Origin of the sequence: Sutterella wadsworthensis 2_1_59BFAA, from assembly GCF_000297775.1 — a bacterium.
Taxonomy (GTDB): Bacteria; Pseudomonadota; Gammaproteobacteria; order Burkholderiales; family Burkholderiaceae_F; genus Sutterella; species Sutterella wadsworthensis_A.
On sequence record NZ_JH815519.1, the window covers coordinates 190,663 to 211,110 of the forward strand.

The window sequence follows — 20,448 nt, forward strand, 5'->3', positions numbered from 1 at the left end:
TCCTGCCCGCGGCCGGAAGTGAAAGGGATGAGGCCGCGCGCGCAATGAGGCAATTCTACCAGCCCGACGCCTGCAGGAAGCCCCGTGCCAGTACGCCTGAAAACCCTCAGGGGTTTACCCGTAGGTATGCTTCGAACGAGGAGACAGATAAAGATACAGGACGGCGCCCGCCGTGAGGACGACCGAGACGGCGAGGCGGGAGACGTCGCCCGTGCCCGCCTGCAGCATCCAGGCCTCGGCGACGGGGCCTGAGGCCAGGCACCCGAGCGAGGCTTCAAGACGAACGGAGGGCGTGCGGCCCGAAAGAAGGCGGAGCATCGCCCAGACGAGGCCCGCGAAGCTCAGGATTCCCGGCAGCCCCGTCCTGATCCAGAAGCCCTCGGGCACCGCGCCCATGACGGCCGAGACCATGAGGCCGAACCCCGTCGCATTGAAGAGGACGGCGGCGGCCATGAGGCCCACGAGCACGATGAGGCCGCCCTCGACGCCCGAGGGCTCGCGCTCGTGCGCAGGCGGAAACTGACGGCTCCACTTCCAGAAGGAATGGATTACCATCAGGAAGACCAGAAGGAGCATCAGGCTCCCGATCACGGGCTTCATCAGCGCTCCCCAACGGCGGAGCCGCCGCGCGAGAGCGCAAGCCTGCGGCCCGAGGCGGTGCCGTAGGTGAGTGCGGGACGATTGGAGAAGAGAAGATAGAGGGTCACGACCACCGTGAGGAAGAGGAGCCCCGTAGGCTCGCCCGCAAGCTCGATCGGAAGGCCGAGGTAGATCGTGCGCAGGACGGCGACGAGCGGGCCGCCGAGCCAGGCGCAGACGACGGCGGTGCCCAGGGCGACGGACGAGCGGCCGAAGACGAGCGCACCGATCGCGATCAGCAGGAAGAACGAGGCGGCAAAGTCCGGAATGAGCGTCTGCGCGACGGGCCAGAGATAGTCGGTGCTCATCGAGATGACGCGCGCGGCCTCGCCCGCGGCGCGGCCGAAGTGATAGAGCGCGTTGACGGCCTCGACGATGAGAAGCACGATCGTGAAGAGCAGCAGGCCGCCGACCCCGCTCGGAATGCCCGGCACCTGATAGACGGGCGGGACGGCGCGAGCGATGCGGCGGATGGCCCAGACGGGCACGAGAACGGCGATCGCACAGAGCGCGATCATCAGCATGACCTGCATGCCGGAAAAGTGGACCACGGTGGTTTCCATAGAATTGCCGCGAGGGAACATCCGACTTCAGTCGGGTGAGGAATCGCGGCTTACTCCTTTCGTAGTTCAGTCAAAAAAGTTTTGCGTGTTTCGAGAAGACTCAGTTTTTTGCAATTGATGTCTGTCCCGGTCACAGTTTTGTCAAGGCGACGAATGTTGAATATGCCTCTAACGCGTCGCCCGAAAACAAAACCAATCTGTCCGCCGATTCTTACCTTGTCGAATAGGCGGAACCCCTTGACGAGGAATGGCGCCTGATTGAGTTTTCGCACTCCGCCTTTGAGAATCGAACACCTGTGTATCTGTCGGTTGTGCTTTCGCGTCTGTTGTTGGAAGAGGAAATCTCCTCTTCCAACGCTTTCAGATTTCCCGCAATGCAGAAGGCGTCGGCGCAATGCGTCTTGGGCAAGCCAAGAGCAATGCGCTTGTGCTTCGTCAGATAGCCGTAGGTGTTCTCGACAGGCAGTTCAGGGTGCGTCTTGCGCACGCGGTCAAGCAGCGTCCAGCGCATGATGCCCATGAAGGCTTCCGCCCTGAACGATTGACCGCACTTGACCTTCAACTTGATCTTCAACTTGATCTTTCCTGCGTGATAAGCCTTGTGGCATGTCTCGCACAGCGTGATCAGGTTGTTTGGCGCATCACCGCCCGTTTTCCGACTCTCAAGATGATGCACGTTGAGGATCCTGTCCCTCGAACGACCATGACAGTGCTGGCAAACATGACCGTCTCTGAAAAGAACGTACTCGCGCACGTTCCAGAATCCAAGCTGGTCGCCCTGCTGATAGTCCGTGCCTTCAATAGTCGGATTCTTGATCTTCTGAACGTCGAACGATGCCGTCGTAATCACGATCTTGGTGACGGGAAGCAGTCTGCAGACCGCATCGATGCGCGACATGTGCGCTTGGATACGGTTCTCCACGGACGGCGCAAGCCATCCCTTGTGCTTTGATCGAACGCGATTGTTGAAGCGCGGGGAGCGGTAGCGCGTCTTGCGATTGCGCCTTGCACGTCGGAATGCCAGACGATCGGCCAGAAGTCCCGTGATGTCCTGTCGAAGCTTGACTTCGGACGCGAAGACCTCCTCCTTTTCCGTCGTAGTGGCAATTCCAACGTGCCTTGCGCCTGCATCGACGCCAAGCGTCACGTCCTGCTTCGTCTCGCCTGTGGCGATGGTCAGCTTGATCGTGAACGGCGTTCGACTCACGACGACGGCCTTGCCCGCCTTCAGCATGTGTCGCGCCTTTGCTGGCGAACACGGCATCAGCGACTTGCCGCGCATGTTCAAAACAAATACTTTCAAAGTATCTCCTTTGCGGATACCCGCAGGCTCCGCTTGCTCGGCCTGAAGGCCGGTTGACATCCTTCGTCAATGTTGGAAAGGGTTTCTTGCCAGCAGCACTGTTCCTACCTCTCAGAACTTTTAGACACAGACCGCAGAGCGTGGGACTAGGATGAACATCCCACGGTGCCTGTACATTCCAAACCAACGTAGCTCCCCTCACAGAGGAGGTTTGCTGAGACTAGTCAATAAAGGCTCTTTCAAGCCTCCGCCTTTTGGCGGGGGTTATTGACCAGGTTTTCGACTCCAGAAAAGAGGCTCCTCAAGCGGAGCACAGCAGAGGCATTCTACACAAGGACATTCGTCCGAACGGCCTTCCACACAGGGCGTTCAAAGATTTTTCCTTTTTTTCTCAGGGCACGTCCGGGCCGTCGTCTGCGCCGCCAGGATGCGAAAGGCGCTCAAGCAGGCCGCAGGGCTCGCCCTCGGCGTGGCGCCCGCAGCAGGCGCCCGCGAGCGAGCAGAGCTGCTCGCGCAGCCGCCTGAGCTCCGCCATGCGCGCTTCAACCGCCTCGAGGTGCCTGTGGATCATCACGTGCGCGCGGTCGGCCCCCTCGGGACTCCCGTCCTCAATGCTCTCGAGCAGCAAGCGGATCTCGTCGAGACTGATGTCGAGCGTGCGGCAGTGCCTGATGAACTCGAGCCTGCCGACATGGACCTCGCCGTAGTCGCGGTAGTTGTTCGCAAAACGCCTGGGCGCGGGCAGAAGCCCCATCCGCTCGTAGTAGCGGATCGTCTCCGCCGTGTGCAACGTGCGTCTGGCCAGTTCGCCGATCTTCATGACTCATCCCTGAAAAAATGATGCTGATTCGCATTATCGCAAAAAAGTACTTGACCTTGTAGCGACTTCAGGGTGTGTAATGCCATCCATCAGGAATTCACGACGGACCTCGTCCGCAGAAAAATCATGTCCACTCTGATCATCTCCATCTCCGCCATGTGCTGTCCCGCCGAGGGCGGTCCCGTCGAGCGGGTCCTCAGGGCCGCCCCGGGCGTAGCGGACGTCACGCTCGACTACTCCACCCGCACGGCTCGGGTCACGGGCGACAGGCTCTTGGGCGAAGCCCTGCTTGAGGCGCTCCTCTCCATCGGCATGCCCGGCGAACTTGTCGTCACGAGCGCAAGACGCATCGTGCTCTCCGTCCCCGAAATGGACTGCCCCGTCGAGGCGGGCGAGATTCAGAAGGCCTTTGCGGCCGCAGGGATCACGGGCGCGGACTTCAACGTGATGACCCGCACCGTCACGCTCTCTGGCGACGACGATCTCGAGGCCGCCGCAGTGCGCGCCGTCGAATCCTGCGGCTACACGGCAAAGGCCGCAGCCTCGGGCCCCGGGACGATCGAAAGCGCGCCGATTCCCTGGGCGCTCTACATCAGCGCCCTCTTCGTCGCCTTCATGTCCGAAGCGGTCGAGCTTGTGAGTGAATACTCGCCCGGACTCATCCCCCTCGAGCACGGCACGATCGACCTCATCACGCTCGCACTTGCCGTCGTCGCGATCCTGATGGCGGGGCTCGAGGTGTTCAAAAACGGCGTTCTGGCGCTCGTTCACCGCAACCTCAACATGAACGCCCTGATGGCGGTGGCCGTCGTAGGCGGCGTGCTCATCGGCGCCTGGCCCGAAGCCGCCATGGTGATGGTGCTCTTCCAGATTTCCGAGTCGATCGAGCAGCTCTCGATGACGAAGGCCCGCCGCTCTATCCGAGACCTGATGAGCGCCGCCCCCGAAACGGCCGAAGTCAAGGACGGCCGAAGCTGGCGCAGGGTCCCCTCGGCCGAGGTGGGCGCGGGAGCCGTCGTTCGCGTTGGACCGGGCGACCGCGTGCCGCTTGACGGCAGGATCGTCAGGGGAGCAACCGCGCTCGACCAGTCCATGGTGACGGGCGAAGGCATGCCCGCCGAGAAGTCCGAGGGCGACAACGTCTGGTCGGGCACGGTGAACCTCACCTCCACGATCGAGGTGATGGTGACTGCGGCCGCGAGCGAGAGCCTCACGGCCCGCATCATCGACGCCGTCGAGAACGCCCAGGCCTCGAAGTCTCCCGTTCAGCGCTTCGTCGACCGCTTTGCAGCCGTCTACACGCCGATCGTCTTCTTCATCGCAGCCGCCGTCGCGATCGTGCCGGGCCTCGTGACGGGCGAGTGGAGCACGTGGATCTACCGCGCGCTCTGCCTGCTCGTCATCTCCTGCCCCTGCGCGCTCGTGATCTCCACGCCCGTGACCGTCGTCTCTGCGCTCGCCACGGCCACGCGCTGCGGCCTGCTCATCAAGGGCGGCCTCTATCTTGAGGAGGCGCGCAAGCTCGTCAATATCGGCCTCGACAAGACCGGCACGCTCACGAAGGGCGAGCCCGCCGTCGCAGGCGTGAAGTACCTCGCCACCTTCGACGAAAGGCTCACGGGCGCGATGGCCGCCAGCCTCGCCGCCATGAACAAGCATCCGCTCTCCCAGGCCATCGCACGCTGGGCGCATGAAAGGCACCTGCCCGTCTATCAGGTCGAGGGCTTCACGGCCATCCCGGGCGCAGGCGTCGAGGGCCGCATCGAGCGCGGCATGGTGAGGCTCGTCAACCTGCGCTGGCTAGAGGAACAGGGCCTTGCCGACGAGGAGGTCCGCCGCACGTTCGCGCACTATACAAACGAGGGCATGTCCGCCGTCGCCGTCGCCGACGCCTTCGGCGTGCAGGCGGTCTTCGGACTCGCCGACGTCGTGAAGGAGGACACGGTCGAGGGCCTGCGCCAGCTCGCCTCCGTGGGCATCCGCCCGTGGCTCCTCACGGGCGACAACGAGGCGGCCGCCCGCGCGCTCGCCGAAAAGGTCGGTCTCAAGGACGTCAGGGCGGACCTGCTGCCCGAGGACAAGCTCAAGGCCATCGAGGAGCTTCAGAAGAGCGGCCTCACCGCCATGGCGGGCGACGGCATCAACGACGCCCCCGCGCTTGCCCGAGCCGACATCGGCATCGCCATGGGCGTGCGCGGCACGGACAGCGCCATCGAGGCCGCCCACATTGCCGTGATGGACGACAGGATCTCGTCGATCGCAACGCTCGTGCGCCTCTCCCGCATCACCCACGGCGTGCTCGTCGAGAACATCGCCTTCGCCATCGGCGTCAAGATCATCTTCGCGCTCCTCGCGCTCACGGGCAACGCCACCATGTGGATGGCCGTCTTCGCCGACACGGGCACCTGCCTGATCGTGGTCGCCAACGCCATGCGCATGCTGCGCATGAAGCCGAGGCTCGACCGCATGGCCGAGGAGGCCCGCAGGGCCGCCTGACGCGGGCCCCCGCACGCATCCGGCTTCAAGCGCCTCCGGCATTCCCGGAGGCGCTGCCGTCATCTCTCAGCGGCGCCGCCCGAAGGCATTGCCGACTCCTCTCCGAAGATTGCCGTCTTCTCTCATTTCGATGAGCTGAGCTTCTTGAAACGCCCGCTGTGGAACTATCATCCTCTCACGACAGGGAGAAAATCATGACGGAACCCGACGAAAGCACGATTGCCGAACTCAATCTTCTGGCCGACGACATACGCGCCCGCCTTGATGCCGCAGGCGGGCAGACGCTTGAAACAGGTCTTCTCATCCTCGACCGCAGAAAGGCCGACTGCAGCACCTGCAGGACGATCGCCAGGCCGAGCATCACGATCATGGCCTCGGGCGCCAAGGAGGCGGACTTCGCGGGTCACAAGGTCGCCTTCAGGAAGGGCACGCTCTTCGTGCTGGCCGTCGACCTGCCCGACGCCTTCACCGTCAGGCGCTCGGACGATCCGGACCTGACGTGCATCTCGCTCGTGATCGAAGAGGAGATGCTTCAGCGGGCGCTCGAAGCCCATCCCGTCAGACCCGACGATTCGGTGCCGCCCGCCGCCACGCTGCAGGCGGGGCTCGACCTCGTCTGCGCCTTCAGGCGCCGGCTTGCCGCAGACGAACATCCTGCGGGCAAGGCCATCTCAAGACTCATCGCCGAGGAGATCATCCTGCGCGTCCTCGTCACGCCGGCGGGTCCCATGCTCAAGCGCCTCTACAACCCGTCGTCGGTCGAAAACCGCATCCGCAGGTCGGTCGGCTGGATGCAGAAGCACTACCGAGAATCCTTCGACGTGTCCATGCTTGCAGCCGATGCGGGCATGAGCGAGGCAACCTACTACAGGCACTTCAAGAGCCTCATCAACGTCTCGCCGCGTCAGTACATCAAGCACCTGAGGCTCACCCACGCCAGGCGCCTGATGATCGACGAGAAGCTCGACGCCTCCAGAGCCGCCTTCGAGGTCGGCTACGAAAGTCCTGCGCATTTCAACCGTGAGTTCAAGCGCCTCTTCGGCGATTCGCCGAAGCGCCACGTCCAGCAGGAAGCAGCCGCCGAGGCCTGAGGATCACGGGGACTGCGGCCCCCTCAAACGACAAGCGCCCGTCGGCATCGGGCCAAGACGGGCGCTCTTCATGGCTTCGTGAAGCGGCGGGGTGCTCAGCGGTCGCTGGTCCAGCCGTTTTGGCGGGCTCAGGCCTTGATCTGGAGCTTGTCCTTGTACATGGCCGAATCGGCGCGCGAGAGCAATATGGGGTGCGAAAAACCTTGCCGCAATTTTTTGACGCTCTGAACGAACGTAACCGTTTTAGCAAAAAAACGTACGCGGTCTGGTTGCGTACCGGGCCCCGTTCCTTTTCATCATAGAGGGTGAGGACTGGCTTGTCCTCATTTACATTTTTTGTCGGTCTGGCATTATAGCGGCCGCACGGGCGCCTGTATATAGCGTTTCCAATCGAAAACGCTCTCGGCAAGTAGCTTTCCGACGCGCTATCCTTGTATGGACACCCACCATTTTCAATCGCCCGCCATGACCGATCCCACAAGGCTTGAACCCAGAAACGGCGACTTCGTCGCCTACGTCGAGGCGCTCCAGGAAGAGTCGCTCGAGGCGCTTCGCCGCGCCAATCAGGCTGCAATCGCAAATCCCCTGCAGGTGCCCGACGCCTCCGAGGGCGGGGCCGACCTGGGCAGGATCGCGGCCGCAATGCAGCGCAGGGCCCGCGCCGAGCGCGGGGACGAGGCAACGCATGACGCCGCGCAGGCGGACATGCTGCGAAGGACGAAGGAATCCGTGGCGGAGAGCTTCCGCCGCATGGGCGGCGCAACCCGCGGAAGCACCCGGGCGCCCGCCCCTCAGCCCCAGTCTCCCGCCGCCGGGCGCGCTCCTCAGGCGCGCAGACGGGGCGCGCCCCTTGGTTTCATCGCCTCCACCTGCATCATGATCGGCTTCTTCATGACCTTCGCCGCCATGGCGGAGGGCCGCGAGGATCTCGCCGGCCCCTTCATTTTTCTGATGATCGTAGGAGCGCTCATCGGCCGCATCGCGAAGGCCCGCAAGTAGCTCAGCAGCCCGCCTTTCTGGCTTCGGCCCTGCAGCGCTCGTAGGACGCGCCCCCAAGTCCCTTCACCTTGTCGACGGGATAGCGGGCGGCGCTCTTGACGAGCTTCGCCCTCACGATTTCGTCCATTGAGAGTCCGGCCCTGTCGGCGAGCATCGCCGCATAGATCAGCACGTCAGCGAGCTCGTCGGCAAGCTCTCCGCGCCTCTCCCCGCGTTCAAGGTCGGTGCCCGACCACTGGAAGACCTCGAGCAGCTCGCCCGCCTCAATCGCGACCGACATCGCGAGGTCCTTGGGATTGTGGTAGGGAAGCCACTGGCGGTCGTCCCTGAAGGCGAGGATTTCGGCTGCGGTCGCCTCGGAGATGCCCTTGAGAGGCTCGGTTTCGGATGTTTCGGAGGTTTCGGCCTGCATGGCGATGCTCCCAGAAGAAAAAGCGGAAGAACAGCGGAAAAAATGAAAGCCCGAAGGTTGAGCGACTTCGGGCTTTTGCGTCTCAAGCGAGGGTCAGTGCTCGAGCACGAGAAGGGCCGAGACCTCATTCCTTTCGTTGAGCCTCACGGCGTAGCGGCGCGGACGGCCCTGAAGAATCAGGTAGCGGTCGATCGCGGCCTGCAAGCGCTCGACGTCGGCCTTGAGACGCTCGACGGACTCGTCGTGGGCGCGACCGAGCTCGTCGGCGTCACGCTTGACCTGACCCGCGATGTCCATGGCAGGGGCATTCATGCCTCGGCTCTGGACCTCGAGCGCGTCGTAGACGATGTGGCGCGCCTTGTCGAGGAGCGAGTGGACGTCGGGGAAATGCTCGACATTGCGACGGATGTGTGCGGAGCAATGCATGCCGTGGATGTAGTTGTCGCCCGAGATCACGCGGATGACGGCGAGCGTGCGAAGGAAGAGCACAGAGAGTTCGCGCTCGAGCATGTGCGGAATGCTGCTCGTGAGCGCCACGTCGGCCTCCTCAGGCGTTGTCATGTTTTTCTCAAGAGTGGCGAGGCTCTCATCGATGCGGCGGTTGATGGCGTACATGTCCTTCGCAAGGGCGTCTGTGCGCTCCGTGCGCATGAGGGCCTGGCCCTCGCCCGCACCGAGACGGCGGACGTCGCGCACCAGATCAAAGAGCTTGTCCCAGTAGTCGCCCCACTTCATCGCGTCGAGCGCGGTCACAAGAAGCTTCACGCGCGGCAGAAGATTGCGGATACCGTTGAGCTCGTACTCGAGCAAGTCGTCGAGCTCGTGCTTCTTGTCGGTCGGATCGACCATCATCCAGAGCTGCGTGACGTGCGGGAAGCCGCCCACGCCGAAGTCCTCCACCGCCATAGGATTGCCAAGCGGCTCGCAGCCGTTGGCGAGCGCGATGATCTGCAGGTCGTTGGAGGTGGCGTTCGGGTGCGGCATGAAGCCCGAGCGGAGCTGCTCAACGATCATCGTCGAGAAGTTGAGGGAGAAAACGTCCTTCGAGAGGCCGTCGCCCGGCACGACGTCGAGCGTGCGGCAGCGGGCGAAGAGCCCCTTGAGGGCCTTGAGCTGCTCGGCTTCGGCGGGAAGTTCCCTGTAGTAGGGCTCGTCCACCTCAAGGGCTCGCTGAATGAAGAGGTCGGCCGCGATCACACTGTTCTCAAGCGTCGTAAGCGCGAGCATCGAGGGACGGCGAACGCCGTGCTGGGGCTTGCGCTCCTTGGGCGCGGGCGAGGCCTTGACGGGGCGGGCGGCCACCTTGTCGACGTTCCTGCGGGTGCGCGCGGGCGCGCGGCGGCGCATGGCCTGCCAGGCGGCACCGCCGCCGAAGCCTGCGGCGCAAGCCGCGATCAAAAGCCAGGTGAGAATTTCGCTGTCCATAGAATTGCCGCGAGGGAACATCCGACTTCAGTCGGGTGAGGAATCGCGGCTTACTCCTTTCGTAGTTCAGTCAAAAAAGTTTTGCGTGTTTCGAGAAGACTTAGCTTTTTGCAATTGATGTCTGTCCCGATCACAGTTTTGTCAAGGCGACGAATGTTGAATATGCCTCTAACGCGTCGCCCGAAAACAAAACCAATCTGTCCGCCGATTCTTACCTTGTCGAATAGGCGGAACCCCTTGACGAGGAATGGCGCCTGATTGAGTTTTCGCACTCCGCCTTTGAGAATCGAGCACTTATGGATCTGACGGTTGTGCTTGCGCGTCTGGCGTTGGAAGAGAAAGTCTCCTCTTCGCAGCGCATTCAGATTTCCGGTAATGCAGAAGGCGTCGGCGCAATGCGTCTTGGGCAAGCCAAGAGCAATGCGCTTGTGCTTCGTCAGATAGCCGTAGGTGTTCTCGACAGGCAGTTCAGGGTGCGTCTTGCGTACGCGGTCAAGCAACGTCCAGCGCATGATGCCCATGAAGGCTTCCGCCCTGAACGATTGACCGCGCTTGACCTTCAACTTGATCTTTCCCGCGTGATAAGCCTTGTGGCATGTCTCGCACAGCGTGATCAGGTTGTTTGGCGCATCACCGCCCGTTTTCCGACTCTCAAGATGATGCACGTTGAGGATCTTGTCCCTCGAACGACCATGACAGTGCTGGCAAACATGACCGTCTCTGAAAAGAACGTACTCGCGCACGTTCCAGAATCCAAGCTGGTCGCCCTGCTGATAGTCCGTGCCTTCAATAGTCGGATTCTTGATCTTCTGAACGTCGAACGATGCCGTCTCAATCACGATCTTGGTGACGGGAAGCAGTCTGCAGACCGCATCGATGCGCGACATGTGCGCCTGAATGCGGTTTTCAACGGACGGCGCAAGCCATCCCTTGTGCTTTGATCGAACGCGATTGTTGAAGCGCGGAGCGCGGTAGCGCGTCTTTCGATTGCGCCTTGCACGTCGGAATGCCAGACGATCGGCCAGAAGTCCCGTGATGTCCTGTCGAAGCGCGACTTCGGACGCGAAGACCTCCTCCTTTTTCGTCGTGGCGGAAATGCCAACGTGCCTTGCGCCTGCATCGACGCCAAGCGTCACGTCCTGCTTCGTCTCGCCTGTGGCGATGGTCAGCTTGATCGTGAACGGCGTTCGACGCACGACGACGGCCTTGCCCGCCTTCAGCATGTGTCGCGCCTTTGCTGGCGAACACGGCATCAGCGGCTTGCCGCGCATGTTCAAAACAAATACTTTCAAAGTATCTCCTTTGCGGATACCCGCAGGCTCCGCTTGCTCGGCCCGAAGGCCGATTGTCATCCTTCGTCAATGTTGGAAAGGGTTTCTTGTCTGCATCACCGTTCCTACCTCTCAGAACTTTTAAACACAGACCGCAGAGCGTGGGACTAGGATGAACATCCCACGGTGCCTGTACATTCCAAACCAACGTAGCTCCCCTCCCAGAGGAGGTTTGCTGAGACTAGTCAATAAAGGCTCTTTCAAGCCTCCGCCTTTTGGCGGGGGTTATTGACCTCTTCTTGTCTGTGTAGTTGCAGTTGCGGAGTCCGCGCCGTCCGGCGCGAGGGCGGCCGGTTGTGGAGCGCTTCGTCCGAATGATAGCGTCGACTTTCAATTATGCGTCTTTCAGGGCGCTTGTGGTACATGCCGAAGACTGTTTTTCCTGTTTTCCCCAGTCGTTTGCGTTGAACGCCTTCGACATTCGTCAAGACTTTTTCTCAAAAGCTAATCTACAATGATCTGGTTCCATTCAACCATCAGGCCGTCCGGATCCGCGGCCGCCCTACAGCAGAGGAGTTTTCCCGTGTTCTCGTCCCTTGCCGACAAGCTCGTGCTTTCCAACGGCGTCCAGATGCCGGGCATCGGCTTTGGCACTTGGCAGGTGCCCACCGACAGCACGCTTGAAAACGCCGTCTCGGCGGCCCTCAAGCTCGGCTACCGCTTCTTCGACACCGCACAGATCTACGGCAACGCCTCCGCCATCGGCCGCGGCGTGTTGCTGAGCGATCTGCCGCGCGCTGAGATCTTCATCTCGAGCAAGATCTGGACGTCGCACCGAAGCTACGACGGTGTGATGCGGGCCTTCACCGACATCATCGAGCAGCTCAAGACCACGTACCTCGACCAGCTCCTCATCCACTGGCCCGCCACTCAGGGCGAGCCCATGATCTGGCAGAGCCAGAACGCGGGCACCTGGCGCGCCCTCGAAGACCTCTACGAACAGGGCGCGGTCAAGGTGATCGGCGTCTCGAACTTCCTGCCGCACCACCTCGTGCCGCTGCTCGCCCGCGCGCGCATCCGCCCGATGGTCAACCAGCTCGAGATCCACCCCGGCTATCCGCAATTCGCGGCCGTCAACTTCTGCTTCAAGCAGAACATTGCCGTTCAGGCCTGGAGCCCGCTCGGCCGCGGCGGTCTCACACACCACCCGCTCCTCATCGAACTTGGTGAGAAGTACGGCGTCTCCCCCGCCCTCATCGCCCTGCGCTGGAGCCTGCAGCACGGCTTCATACCTGTCGTGAAAGCACTCGATGCGGAACACATGAAGTCCAATCTCGACGCCTTCGGCCTCACACTCGAGGACGAGGACATGACGCGCCTCGACACGATGCAGCAGGTCGCCTTCTCGGGACTGCACCCCGACACCGTCACCTTCTGACGACGCCCAGCCACGAAAGCCCGCCCTTCACGAAGGCGGGCTTTTTGGTAACCGAAAACCGACATGCTCTCAGGTCGGTTTTTGTACCTCTTGAAAATTTCGAGCCAGTCTGACTTCGGAGAAGAACATTCTCGCCCGAGGGAAACGCCGCCCATCTCCATCGGACCAAGTCGATACCTCTTTGGAGGTAGCACCGCAATTCTATTACAGAATAGCGTCATTACCTCTCCCACAGTCAAATCAGGGCTTCGAGCCGCCTCACCGCCTTCAGGGAAAGATGCTGCCACGGGGCCAACCCCTATCTCCAAAGAGCCTCCCGCACCTCTCTTCAAGCGTCTAGGCGGTGCGTGCGCAGCTCCCTACAATCAGCTCATCGGAACGTGAAAAAGGCCACCGAATGAACTACTCCTCCGTTGTCATCACGCTCGGCGCCGAAAGCCGTGCGCTCAAAGCACTTTCTGCCCTCGAAGGACTCGAGGTCCACCACGTCGACGAGGCGTCCCGCAGAGTCGTCGCCGTCATCGAGGCCGAGACCACGGGACTCGAGGCTGACGTCTTCGAAAGGATCCGCCGCACCGAAGGCGTCATCGACGTCAGCCTGCACGCCCACTACTTCGAGGACGAGGCGACAGCCGAGTAGTCCCTTCCCTTCACGACAGACCCCGACAGCATTCAAGCAAAGGAGACCTCCATGTCAGTCCATCAAGTCAACGAGAAGCGCCGCGCCCTCATCAAGTCCGGCCTCGCCGCAGGCGCCGCCATGTCGATCGGCATTCCCGTCACGTCCGTTCAGGCCGCCAGCGCCCGCAAGTCCGAAGAGGGCATCTCCTGGCACAAGGGCGTGTGCCGCTTCTGCGGCACGGGCTGCGGCCTCCAGGTCGGCGTCCGCGACGGCCGCATCATCGCCACGAAGGGCGACCCCGACGCGCCCGTCAACCGCGGCCTCAACTGCGTCAAGGGCTACTTCAACGCCAAGATCATGTACGGCAGGGACCGTCTGACGCAACCGCTCATGCGCCGCACCAACGGCAAGTTCGACAAGAACGGCAAGTTCGAACCCGTCTCCTGGGACGAGGCCTTCGACGAAATGGCGCGCCAGTTCAAGCGTGTCTACGCCGAAAAGGGGCCCTCGGGCGTCGCGCTCGTGGGCTCCGGCCAGTACACCATTCCCGAGGCCTACACCGCCACGAAGCTCTGGAAGGGCGGCTTCCGCTCCAACAACATCGACCCGAACGCCCGACTCTGCATGGCGTCCGCTGTCGTGGGCTTCTACCAGACCTTCGGCGTCGACGAGCCCGCCAACAACTACAGCGACATCGAGTTCGCCAACACGATGATCCTCTGGGGCAACAACATGGCCGAGGCCCACCCCGTGCTCTGGTCGCGCGTGGCCAACCGCAAGCTCACGGACCCGAACACGAAGGTCATCAACCTGACGACCTACCGCAACATGTCGTCCGACCTCGCCGACGAGACCATCATCTTCAAGCCCAACGGCGACCTTGCTATCGCGAACTACCTGATCCGCGAGATCATCAGCCGCGGCGCCGTCGACGAGGACTTCGTCTCGAAGCACACCATCTTCACCGCCGGCGTCACCGACATCGGCTACGGCCTGCGCAACACCGACAAGTACGCCTACCCCGCCGAACGCGACATTCTTGAAAAGCAGAAGCGCATCCGCCTGAGCCCCGCCGAGGCGACCGCCATGGGCCTCAAGGCCGGCACCGAGGTCGAGCAAAAGAACTCGGGCGGCTCCGCCGGCGCCCACTGGCAGATCGAGTTCGAGGAGTTCCGCAAGGCCGTCGAGCCATACACCCTCGACTTCGTCGCCCCGCTCGTCAAGGGCGATGACGACGAAACGCTCGAAAGCTTCAAGGCCCGCCTCGTGCGCCTCGCCGACCTCGTCTGCGACCGCAAGCGCGACCTGCTGAGCTTCTGGTGCATGGGCTTCAACCAGCACCAGCGCGGCGTCTGGGCCAACGAGCTCGTCTACTCGATCCATCTTCTCATGGGCAAGCACGCCAAGCCAGGCAACGGCGCCTTCTCGCTCACGGGCCAGCCTTCCGCCTGCGGCTCTGCCCGCGAGGTCGGCACGTTCTGCCACCGTCTTCCCTCCGACATGCTCGTCGCCAACGGCGAGCACAGGAAGAAGACCGAAAGCATCTGGAATCTGCCCGCCGGCACGCTCAACCCCAAGGTCGGCTACTCCGTCATGGAGATCATGCGCGGCCTTGAGGACGGCTCCGTCAACTTCATGTGGACCCAGGTCGTCAACATCCTCCAGTCGACGCCCAACAACACCCACTGGGTGCGCGCCGCCCGCGATCCGAAGAACTTCGTGGTCGTCTCCGACGTCTATCCGACCTACTCCGCCCGCGCGGCCGACCTGATCCTGCCCGCCGCCATGCACTTCGAGAAGTGGGGCCTCTACGGCAACGCCGAACGCCGCACCCAGGGCTGGCACCAGCTCGTCAAGGCGCCCGGCGAAGCGAAGACCGACATCTGGATGATGATGGAGTTCGCCCGCCGCTTCACGGTCGACGAGCTCTACCGTGCGCAGCCCCTCAAGGGCGTCCCGGGCGATGCGCTCCCCGACGTGCGAGAAGCCGCCGCGGCCATGGGTCTCAAGGGCGACGCCACGCTCTTCGACGTGCTCTTCGCGCCGTCCGCAGCCCGTCAGGCCGCCTGGCCCGACCCGCTCTACAAGAAGGAGCTCAACGCCACGGGCGAGGCCCTCGGCCTCCCGTACTTCCCGGAAAAGGCGCTCTTCGGCGAATACCGTCAGTTCACGCTAGGCAACGGCCACGACCTCGCCGACTTCGACACGTACATGCGCGAGGACGTGCGCGGCCTGCTCTGGCCCGTCGTCAACGGCCGCGAGACGCTCTACCGCTTCAACGTCGAGTACGACCCGTACGCCAAGCCCGACAACCTCTTCTACGGCAAGCTCATGAAGCCCGTCGGCAAGGGCACGCGCCATGCGCTCACGGACAAGAACGCCGTCGCACATCCCGGCACCGCCAAGATCTTCTTCCGTCCCTACATGGACCCGGTCGAGATGCCCGACGCCAACTACGACCTCTGGCTCTGCACGGGCCGCATCCTCGAGCACTGGCACACGGGCTCGATGACCCGCCGCGTGCCCGAGCTCGACCGTGCAGCTCCGCGCGCCGTGCTCTACATGAACCCGGCCGACGCCGAGCGCCGCGGCATCAGGCGCGGCGACACCGCCACCGTCACGAGCCGCCACGGCGAGTGCAAGGCCGTCGTCGAAACCAAGGTGCGCAACATCATGCCGCGAGGCATGACCTGGCTCGCCTTCTTCGACGACAAGGTGCTCTGCAACTCCGTCGTCATCGACGCCATGGACCCGATCTCCCTTGAACCCGACTTCAAGAAGACCGCGGTCAAGGTTGTCCGCGACATCTGACCGGAGTCCTCATGACGGGAAGCGCCAAGACCACCCGCCGCGAATTCCTCACGAAGGCCTGCGAACTTTCGGCTGCAGGCTTCGTGACGGCCTTCGCCTGGGGCTCGCTCAGCCTTCGCGACGCCAACGCGCGCTGGATGCCAAGGCCTCCTGGCGCCGTCGACGGCAAGGACTTCCTCGCACTCTGCTCGCGCTGCGGGCAGTGCGTGACGTCCTGTCCGTACGAAACGCTCAGGCTGGCGGGGCCGTTCGATCCCGCTCCCGGCGGCACACCCTTCTTCGTTCCCGAGGAGATCCCCTGCTACATGTGCAAGGACATCCCCTGCGTGAAGGCCTGCCCGACGGGTGCGCTCTCGCCTGCGCTCACCGGCATCAGCGACGCCCGCATGGGCATCGCCGTCGTCGACCCCGCCTCGTGCCTCTCGCACCAGGGACTTCGCTGCGAGGTGTGCTACCGCGCCTGCCCCGAGGAGGAGAAGGCGCTCACGATCGAAATGCATCCGCGCGGCATCAGCCGTCACGCGATGTTCATCCCGGTCGTGCACCCCGAGCACTGCACGGGCTGTGGCCTGTGCACGAAGAGCTGTCCCACGGGCACGCCCGCCATCCGCATTGCGGACAGAAAGGCCGTGCTCGGCGAGATCGGCGGTCACTACCGCCTCGGCTGGCTACCCGACGATGATCCGAAGAACCGGCGCGGGGACGCCCCCGCAGACGCCCCCGAGGCTTCCGCCCAGGGCGCAGGCGGCCTCGACTACCTCAATGAGAATGCGCTATGAAGCGGCTCTACAACATGCGTTGGACGCTTGCCCGCCGCGCACTTCAGCTTGCGGTGCTCGGGCTCTTTGCGGGCACGGCGCGCCTCGGGTGGACGCTCGCGGGCGAGCCTCTCCTTGACGGCACGCTCTCGGCCTCCGAAGTTGCCGGCACGATTCCACTCTCCGACCCGCTTGCGCTCCTCGAGCGCCTTGCGGCGGGGCACATGCCGACGCTCACGGCCGGACTCGGCGCCCTCATCGTCCTCGTGCTCTACAGCCTTCTGGGCTCGCGCACCTTCTGCGGCTGGATCTGCCCCATGGACATGGTGGCCGACGCCGCCGAGTGGCTTCGCGTTCGCCTAGAGCTCAAGGCCGACGTCGTGCGCATCTCGAACAAGGTCCGCTACGGCCTTCTCGCCGCCGCGCTCATTCTGAGCGCCGCCACGGGCACGGCCGCCTTCGAGGCGGTGAGCCCGCAGGCCTGGATCTGGCGTGATCTCGTCTTCGGCACGGGGCTCGCAGCGCTCTCGGCCGCCTCCGCGGTCTTCGCGCTCGACCTTGCGCTCATGAAGCACGGCTGGTGCGGTCACCTCTGCCCGCTCGGCGCCTTCTGGTCGCTCGTCGGTCGCCTGACGCGCTCCCCCGTCGTGCGCGTCAGCTTTGACGACGCAGCTTGCAACCGCTGCGGCGACTGCCTGCGCGCCTGTCCCGAACCCCACGTCATCCGCTTCGCCAGCCTGAAGGAAACGGGCCGCATTCCCGCCGGCGACTGCCTCAACTGCGGCCGCTGCATCGAGGCCTGCGGCGAAAACGCGCTCAAGTTCCGCATCGGCCCCGCCCCCAGGATCAGGACTTCCTCCGACACCCATCAAGGAGAAAACCATCATGATTAAGAAACTCGCCCCGCTTTTCGCGACCCTCTGTCTTCTCTCGGGCGCCACCGTCGTCCAGGCAGGCGACACCGACATCATCGGCGCGCCGGGCATCATCCCGCATCCGATCGAGAGTTACCTCCCGATCACGGCCGAACGCAACAGCTGCCTCATGTGCCACAAGAACGCCGTGGCCAAGGACCGCAAGGCGGGTGAAATCCCGCTCACCCACCTCAAGGACGGCAAGATCACGGGCGACCGCTGGAACTGCACGCTCTGCCACGCGCCGAGCATGCCCGCCGAAACCAACGCCAAGGCCAAGTAAGCGCTGCGTCGTCCAATCGGGCGGCACGCATCCTCAAAGAACAAAGGCCGCAGGAGATTCGCTCCTGCGGCCTTTGTTCATTCGTCATCCGTCGCCTTTCATTCGGCGGTCTTCTGCTGTGCGGCCCAGACGGCGGCCTCGACGCGGCTGCGGCAGCCGAGCTTCTTGAGCAGATGCTTCACGTGGCCCTTGACGGTGCCCTCCGTGATGTCGAGCCTGCGGGCGATGACCTTGTTGGTGCAGCCCTTGGCGATCAGGTCGAGCACCTCGGCCTCGCGCCCCGTGAGCGTGGGTCGCTCCTCAAGCGTGGAGGACATCTTCGCGCGAAGCGTGGTCGTGAGGAAAGCAAGCATCGACGCATCCACGACGGTCTGCCCCTCGAGCGCCCTTCGGATCGACTTCAGGAACTCCTCGGGCTCCATGTCCTTGAGGAAGTACCCGTCCGCGCCCGCCTGGATGCAGGCCGTCAGGTCCTTGCCCGAGTCGCTCACCGTGAGGACCACGATGCGGCGCGACGGATCCTCGTCCTTGAGTGTCGAGAGGATCTCCACGCCCGAGCAGCCCTTCATATTGAGGTCGAGGATCGTCAGGTCGGGTTCGGTGCGTCTGACAAGCTTGATCGCCTCCTCGCGCGTGCCCGCCTCGCCCACGACGTCAAGCCCCTGCTCTAGGTCGAGGAGCTCGCGCACGCCGCGGCGAAAGAGCGGATGGTCGTCGATGATCGCGATCGTATGGCGTTCCTTGCTGGTCATTTGCTGGCCGTTCCCTGAAGAAAATTGCATTCTTTAATTCTACCGCTGCACGCAGGCGCCTTCAGTCCCGTCTTTCGGGGACGACGAGCGTGACGCAGGTGCCGCCACCCTCGGCCGGCGCCACCGTGAGCGTGCCGTGCAGCGCCTCGGCGCGCTCCTTCATGATCGAGAGCCCGAAGTGCTTGTAGCGTCCGGGGGCAGCGGGGATGCCGACGCCGTCGTCCTGAACCCTGAGCACGAACATGTCGTCCGCTCCGCGCGAAAGCGTCACGCGTACGCTGCTCGCACGCGCATGCTTCTCGACGTTGACGAGTGCCTCCCGCAGGATGTGCACGAAGTGGATCTGCTCGTTGGGCGTGAGCTCGAGTCCGAGAAGTGCGTTCGAAACCGTTGTCGCAATGCCCGTGCGGCCGCGGAACTCCTCGACCGTCTCCTCGACGGCGCCGTTGAGACCCGAGCTGCTGATCTGTAGCCTGAAGGTCGTGAGCACCTCGCGAAGCTGCCTGTAGGCCGTCGTGATGCCCTCGGAAAGCTCGTTGACAGCCTCCATCACCTTCTCCTGAGGCTCGCCGCGCTCGATGAAGACCTTGAGGCGGTGCATCTGAATGCGCGAATAGGAGAGCGACTGCGCGATCGAGTCGTGGAGCTCGCGCGCGATCGTCGAGCGCTCCTCAAGCACCGCCAGACGCCTGTCGTCCGACTGCCGGGTGCTGCGCTCGATGCCGCGCCCGATCGTCTGTGCAAGCGCCTCGCCGAAACCGGTCTGCCAGTCCTCGGGCTCTGCATCAAAGACCGCCTCGAGCGTGCCCATCGACGGATTGGCATTGGAGAGTACGAAGCGCACGACGCCCGTCTCGGGTTCGTCCTCAGGCCAAGCGTCCGATTCTCCGAGAACCGCGGCCGTACCGTCCGTGCTGACGACGAGCCTCACGGCTCTCGCTCCGAACTGTACGCAGGACTCCTCGAGCAGGTCGTCGAGCGAATGGCGCTTGAAGACCGCGCCCCAGGCCGCCGACTGCGCCACGCGGCTCAGGAACTGAAGACCTGCGTTGCGGCGGTTGAGGTCCTCGGTCTTCTTCTCGACCTCATGCTCAAGATTGCCGTAAAGACGGCCGAGCTCGTCGACCATGAAGTTGAAGCTCGTCGCGAGCCTGCCGATCTCATCGGGCGCCGGGACCTTCGCCCTCACCGAGAAGTCGCCCTTTCTCACCGCATCGGCAGCCGAGCCGATGGCCAGCAACGGCCTGAAGATGCTCCTCTGCATGACGAGAAGCATCACGAAGCTCACGCCCATGGCGCCGAAGAGAATGAGGGTGAGGATCTTCTGCAGGAGTGCAAGACGCTCGTTGAGCCCGTTCTCAAGCGTCTGGACGAACCGGTCGACGTCCTCCACGAACGAAGGAATCTGCTCCGTGAAGCGCCGCCTGGCCTCAAGACTGTCGATGCTCGCCTCCGCAAGTGGACGCACGCCCTTTTCGAATCTATCCTTGAGGGCTACGTACTGGATGTAGGCGGGATTGCCCGAATCGTGGGGCACGCCGTTGAGAAGGCCCGGGCTCATGAGCTTGACGCCGAACTCGTCGAGCGCCGTCATGGTCTTCTCCCTTCGCTGCTCGAAGGAGGAGAAAGGATCCGCAACGGCAAGCGCAAGCTTGTAGCTCTGCATGCGCATGCTGCCCGAGACGTTGATGGCGCCCCCAGATCCCGTCGAGCGCTCCGTGAGAATCAGAGCGGGGGCCGCGGCGAGTACGGCCAGAAGACCGATCACGGCCAGAACGACGAAGCACTGTCGGACAATGGAGGCGCGAAGCCATTTGATGATGCGCATGGCGGATCCTTGAAGCGGAGGTT

The 20,448-nt window shown here is 63.4% G+C and carries 18 protein-coding genes; 9 read left to right on the plus strand and 9 right to left on the minus strand.

Features of this window, described 5'->3' with window-relative positions; all coding sequences use genetic code 11:
* Window positions 1-114: 114 nt before the first annotated feature.
* The 4 genes from HMPREF9465_RS10000 to HMPREF9465_RS10015 form a co-directional block, all read right to left on the minus strand.
* On the minus strand, window positions 115-600 hold the full coding sequence (locus tag HMPREF9465_RS10000) for a hypothetical protein (RefSeq protein ID WP_005436608.1): 486 nt from the start codon (window positions 598-600) through the stop codon (window positions 115-117).
* Window positions 600-1,190: a hypothetical protein gene (locus tag HMPREF9465_RS10005; RefSeq protein ID WP_147645330.1), complete on the minus strand. Its 591-nt coding sequence runs from the start codon at window positions 1,188-1,190 to the stop codon at window positions 600-602. Before HMPREF9465_RS10005 ends, HMPREF9465_RS10000 begins: the two co-directional genes overlap by 1 nt.
* A gap of 223 nt (window positions 1,191-1,413) precedes the next feature.
* Window positions 1,414-2,505 (minus strand): RNA-guided endonuclease IscB, encoded by a 1,092-nt coding sequence (gene iscB / locus HMPREF9465_RS10010; protein WP_231289385.1) that lies wholly within the window; start codon window positions 2,503-2,505, stop codon window positions 1,414-1,416.
* A 391-nt stretch (window positions 2,506-2,896) separates the two neighbouring features.
* On the minus strand, window positions 2,897-3,325 hold the full coding sequence (locus tag HMPREF9465_RS10015) for a MerR family transcriptional regulator (protein ID WP_005436613.1): 429 nt from the start codon (window positions 3,323-3,325) through the stop codon (window positions 2,897-2,899).
* 126 nt (window positions 3,326-3,451) lie between these two features.
* Here HMPREF9465_RS10015 and HMPREF9465_RS10020 point away from each other — a divergent pair, with 126 nt between their 5' ends.
* The 3 genes from HMPREF9465_RS10020 (at window position 3,452) to HMPREF9465_RS10030 (ending at window position 7,911) form a co-directional block, all read left to right on the plus strand.
* A complete protein-coding gene (locus HMPREF9465_RS10020) occupies window positions 3,452-5,821 on the plus strand; it encodes a heavy metal translocating P-type ATPase (RefSeq protein WP_231289386.1) in 2,370 nt (789 codons plus the stop codon).
* 194 nt (window positions 5,822-6,015) lie between these two features.
* Window positions 6,016-6,912, plus strand: coding sequence for a helix-turn-helix domain-containing protein (locus tag HMPREF9465_RS10025; RefSeq protein ID WP_005436617.1), 897 nt, complete (start codon window positions 6,016-6,018; stop codon window positions 6,910-6,912).
* Between the two features lie 465 nt (window positions 6,913-7,377).
* Window positions 7,378-7,911 (plus strand): hypothetical protein, encoded by a 534-nt coding sequence (locus HMPREF9465_RS10030; RefSeq protein WP_005436619.1) that lies wholly within the window; start codon window positions 7,378-7,380, stop codon window positions 7,909-7,911.
* Between the two features lies 1 nt (window position 7,912).
* Here the strand turns inward: HMPREF9465_RS10030 and HMPREF9465_RS10035 are convergent, their stop codons facing one another.
* The 3 genes from HMPREF9465_RS10035 to iscB (HMPREF9465_RS10045) form a co-directional block, all read right to left on the minus strand.
* Window positions 7,913-8,323 carry a nucleotide pyrophosphohydrolase gene (locus HMPREF9465_RS10035; RefSeq protein ID WP_005436621.1) on the minus strand — a complete coding sequence of 137 codons (411 nt, stop codon included), beginning with the start codon at window positions 8,321-8,323 and terminating at the stop codon, window positions 7,913-7,915.
* Window positions 8,324-8,416: 93 nt separating this feature from the next.
* Window positions 8,417-9,748, minus strand: a complete 1,332-nt coding sequence (locus HMPREF9465_RS10040; protein WP_005436623.1) for a hypothetical protein — start codon at window positions 9,746-9,748, stop codon at window positions 8,417-8,419.
* Window positions 9,749-9,798: 50 nt separating this feature from the next.
* Window positions 9,799-11,040: an RNA-guided endonuclease IscB gene (gene iscB / locus HMPREF9465_RS10045; RefSeq protein WP_231289387.1), complete on the minus strand. Its 1,242-nt coding sequence runs from the start codon at window positions 11,038-11,040 to the stop codon at window positions 9,799-9,801.
* Between the two features lie 562 nt (window positions 11,041-11,602).
* On the opposite strand from iscB (HMPREF9465_RS10045), the gene HMPREF9465_RS10050 reads away from it, so the two are divergent.
* The 6 genes from HMPREF9465_RS10050 (at window position 11,603) to HMPREF9465_RS10075 (ending at window position 17,845) form a co-directional block, all read left to right on the plus strand.
* Window positions 11,603-12,457, plus strand: a complete 855-nt coding sequence (locus tag HMPREF9465_RS10050) for an aldo/keto reductase (protein ID WP_005436627.1) — start codon at window positions 11,603-11,605, stop codon at window positions 12,455-12,457.
* A 397-nt stretch (window positions 12,458-12,854) separates the two neighbouring features.
* The gene (locus HMPREF9465_RS10055) at window positions 12,855-13,097 is read left to right on the plus strand and encodes a chaperone NapD (protein WP_005436628.1); all 243 of its coding nucleotides are present in this window, start codon (window positions 12,855-12,857) and stop codon (window positions 13,095-13,097) included.
* Window positions 13,098-13,148: 51 nt separating this feature from the next.
* Window positions 13,149-15,890 carry a nitrate reductase catalytic subunit NapA gene (gene napA / locus HMPREF9465_RS10060; RefSeq protein WP_005436630.1) on the plus strand — a complete coding sequence of 914 codons (2,742 nt, stop codon included), beginning with the start codon at window positions 13,149-13,151 and terminating at the stop codon, window positions 15,888-15,890.
* An 11-nt stretch (window positions 15,891-15,901) separates the two neighbouring features.
* The gene (gene napG, locus HMPREF9465_RS10065; protein ID WP_005436631.1) at window positions 15,902-16,669 is read left to right on the plus strand and encodes a ferredoxin-type protein NapG; all 768 of its coding nucleotides are present in this window, start codon (window positions 15,902-15,904) and stop codon (window positions 16,667-16,669) included.
* Window positions 16,666-17,541, plus strand: a complete 876-nt coding sequence (gene napH / locus HMPREF9465_RS10070) for a quinol dehydrogenase ferredoxin subunit NapH (protein ID WP_005436633.1) — start codon at window positions 16,666-16,668, stop codon at window positions 17,539-17,541. Before napG ends, napH begins: the two co-directional genes overlap by 4 nt.
* Entirely contained in the window at window positions 17,534-17,845 is a 312-nt protein-coding gene (locus tag HMPREF9465_RS10075) for a nitrate reductase cytochrome c-type subunit (protein ID WP_005436635.1), read from the plus strand. Before napH ends, HMPREF9465_RS10075 begins: the two co-directional genes overlap by 8 nt.
* 98 nt (window positions 17,846-17,943) lie before the next feature.
* On the opposite strand, the gene narL is transcribed toward HMPREF9465_RS10075, so the two are convergent.
* Together narL and HMPREF9465_RS10085 are read right to left on the minus strand one after the other, a co-directional pair.
* Window positions 17,944-18,597, minus strand: a complete 654-nt coding sequence (gene narL / locus HMPREF9465_RS10080) for a two-component system response regulator NarL (protein WP_005436637.1) — start codon at window positions 18,595-18,597, stop codon at window positions 17,944-17,946.
* Between the two features lie 61 nt (window positions 18,598-18,658).
* Window positions 18,659-20,425 (minus strand): ATP-binding protein, encoded by a 1,767-nt coding sequence (locus HMPREF9465_RS10085; protein ID WP_005436639.1) that lies wholly within the window; start codon window positions 20,423-20,425, stop codon window positions 18,659-18,661.
* Window positions 20,426-20,448 lie beyond the last annotated feature (23 nt).

What these genes read in the sequence shown, in the direction of transcription:
- napG (WP_005436631.1), top strand. Translation starts at nt 15,902, where the DNA reads ATGACGGGAAGCGCCAAGACCACCCGCCGCGAATTCCTCACGAAGGCC.
- HMPREF9465_RS10000 (WP_005436608.1), bottom strand. Translation starts at nt 600, where the DNA reads ATGAAGCCCGTGATCGGGAGCCTGATGCTCCTTCTGGTCTTCCTGATG.
- napA (WP_005436630.1), top strand. Translation starts at nt 13,149, where the DNA reads ATGTCAGTCCATCAAGTCAACGAGAAGCGCCGCGCCCTCATCAAGTCC.
- HMPREF9465_RS10030 (WP_005436619.1), top strand. Translation starts at nt 7,378, where the DNA reads ATGACCGATCCCACAAGGCTTGAACCCAGAAACGGCGACTTCGTCGCC.
- HMPREF9465_RS10040 (WP_005436623.1), bottom strand. Translation starts at nt 9,748, where the DNA reads ATGGACAGCGAAATTCTCACCTGGCTTTTGATCGCGGCTTGCGCCGCA.
- napH (WP_005436633.1), top strand. Translation starts at nt 16,666, where the DNA reads ATGAAGCGGCTCTACAACATGCGTTGGACGCTTGCCCGCCGCGCACTT.
- narL (WP_005436637.1), bottom strand. Translation starts at nt 18,597, where the DNA reads ATGACCAGCAAGGAACGCCATACGATCGCGATCATCGACGACCATCCG.
- HMPREF9465_RS10055 (WP_005436628.1), top strand. Translation starts at nt 12,855, where the DNA reads ATGAACTACTCCTCCGTTGTCATCACGCTCGGCGCCGAAAGCCGTGCG.
- HMPREF9465_RS10075 (WP_005436635.1), top strand. Translation starts at nt 17,534, where the DNA reads ATGATTAAGAAACTCGCCCCGCTTTTCGCGACCCTCTGTCTTCTCTCG.
- HMPREF9465_RS10020 (WP_231289386.1), top strand. Translation starts at nt 3,452, where the DNA reads ATGTCCACTCTGATCATCTCCATCTCCGCCATGTGCTGTCCCGCCGAG.
- HMPREF9465_RS10025 (WP_005436617.1), top strand. Translation starts at nt 6,016, where the DNA reads ATGACGGAACCCGACGAAAGCACGATTGCCGAACTCAATCTTCTGGCC.
- HMPREF9465_RS10035 (WP_005436621.1), bottom strand. Translation starts at nt 8,323, where the DNA reads ATGCAGGCCGAAACCTCCGAAACATCCGAAACCGAGCCTCTCAAGGGC.
- HMPREF9465_RS10085 (WP_005436639.1), bottom strand. Translation starts at nt 20,425, where the DNA reads ATGCGCATCATCAAATGGCTTCGCGCCTCCATTGTCCGACAGTGCTTC.
- HMPREF9465_RS10015 (WP_005436613.1), bottom strand. Translation starts at nt 3,325, where the DNA reads ATGAAGATCGGCGAACTGGCCAGACGCACGTTGCACACGGCGGAGACG.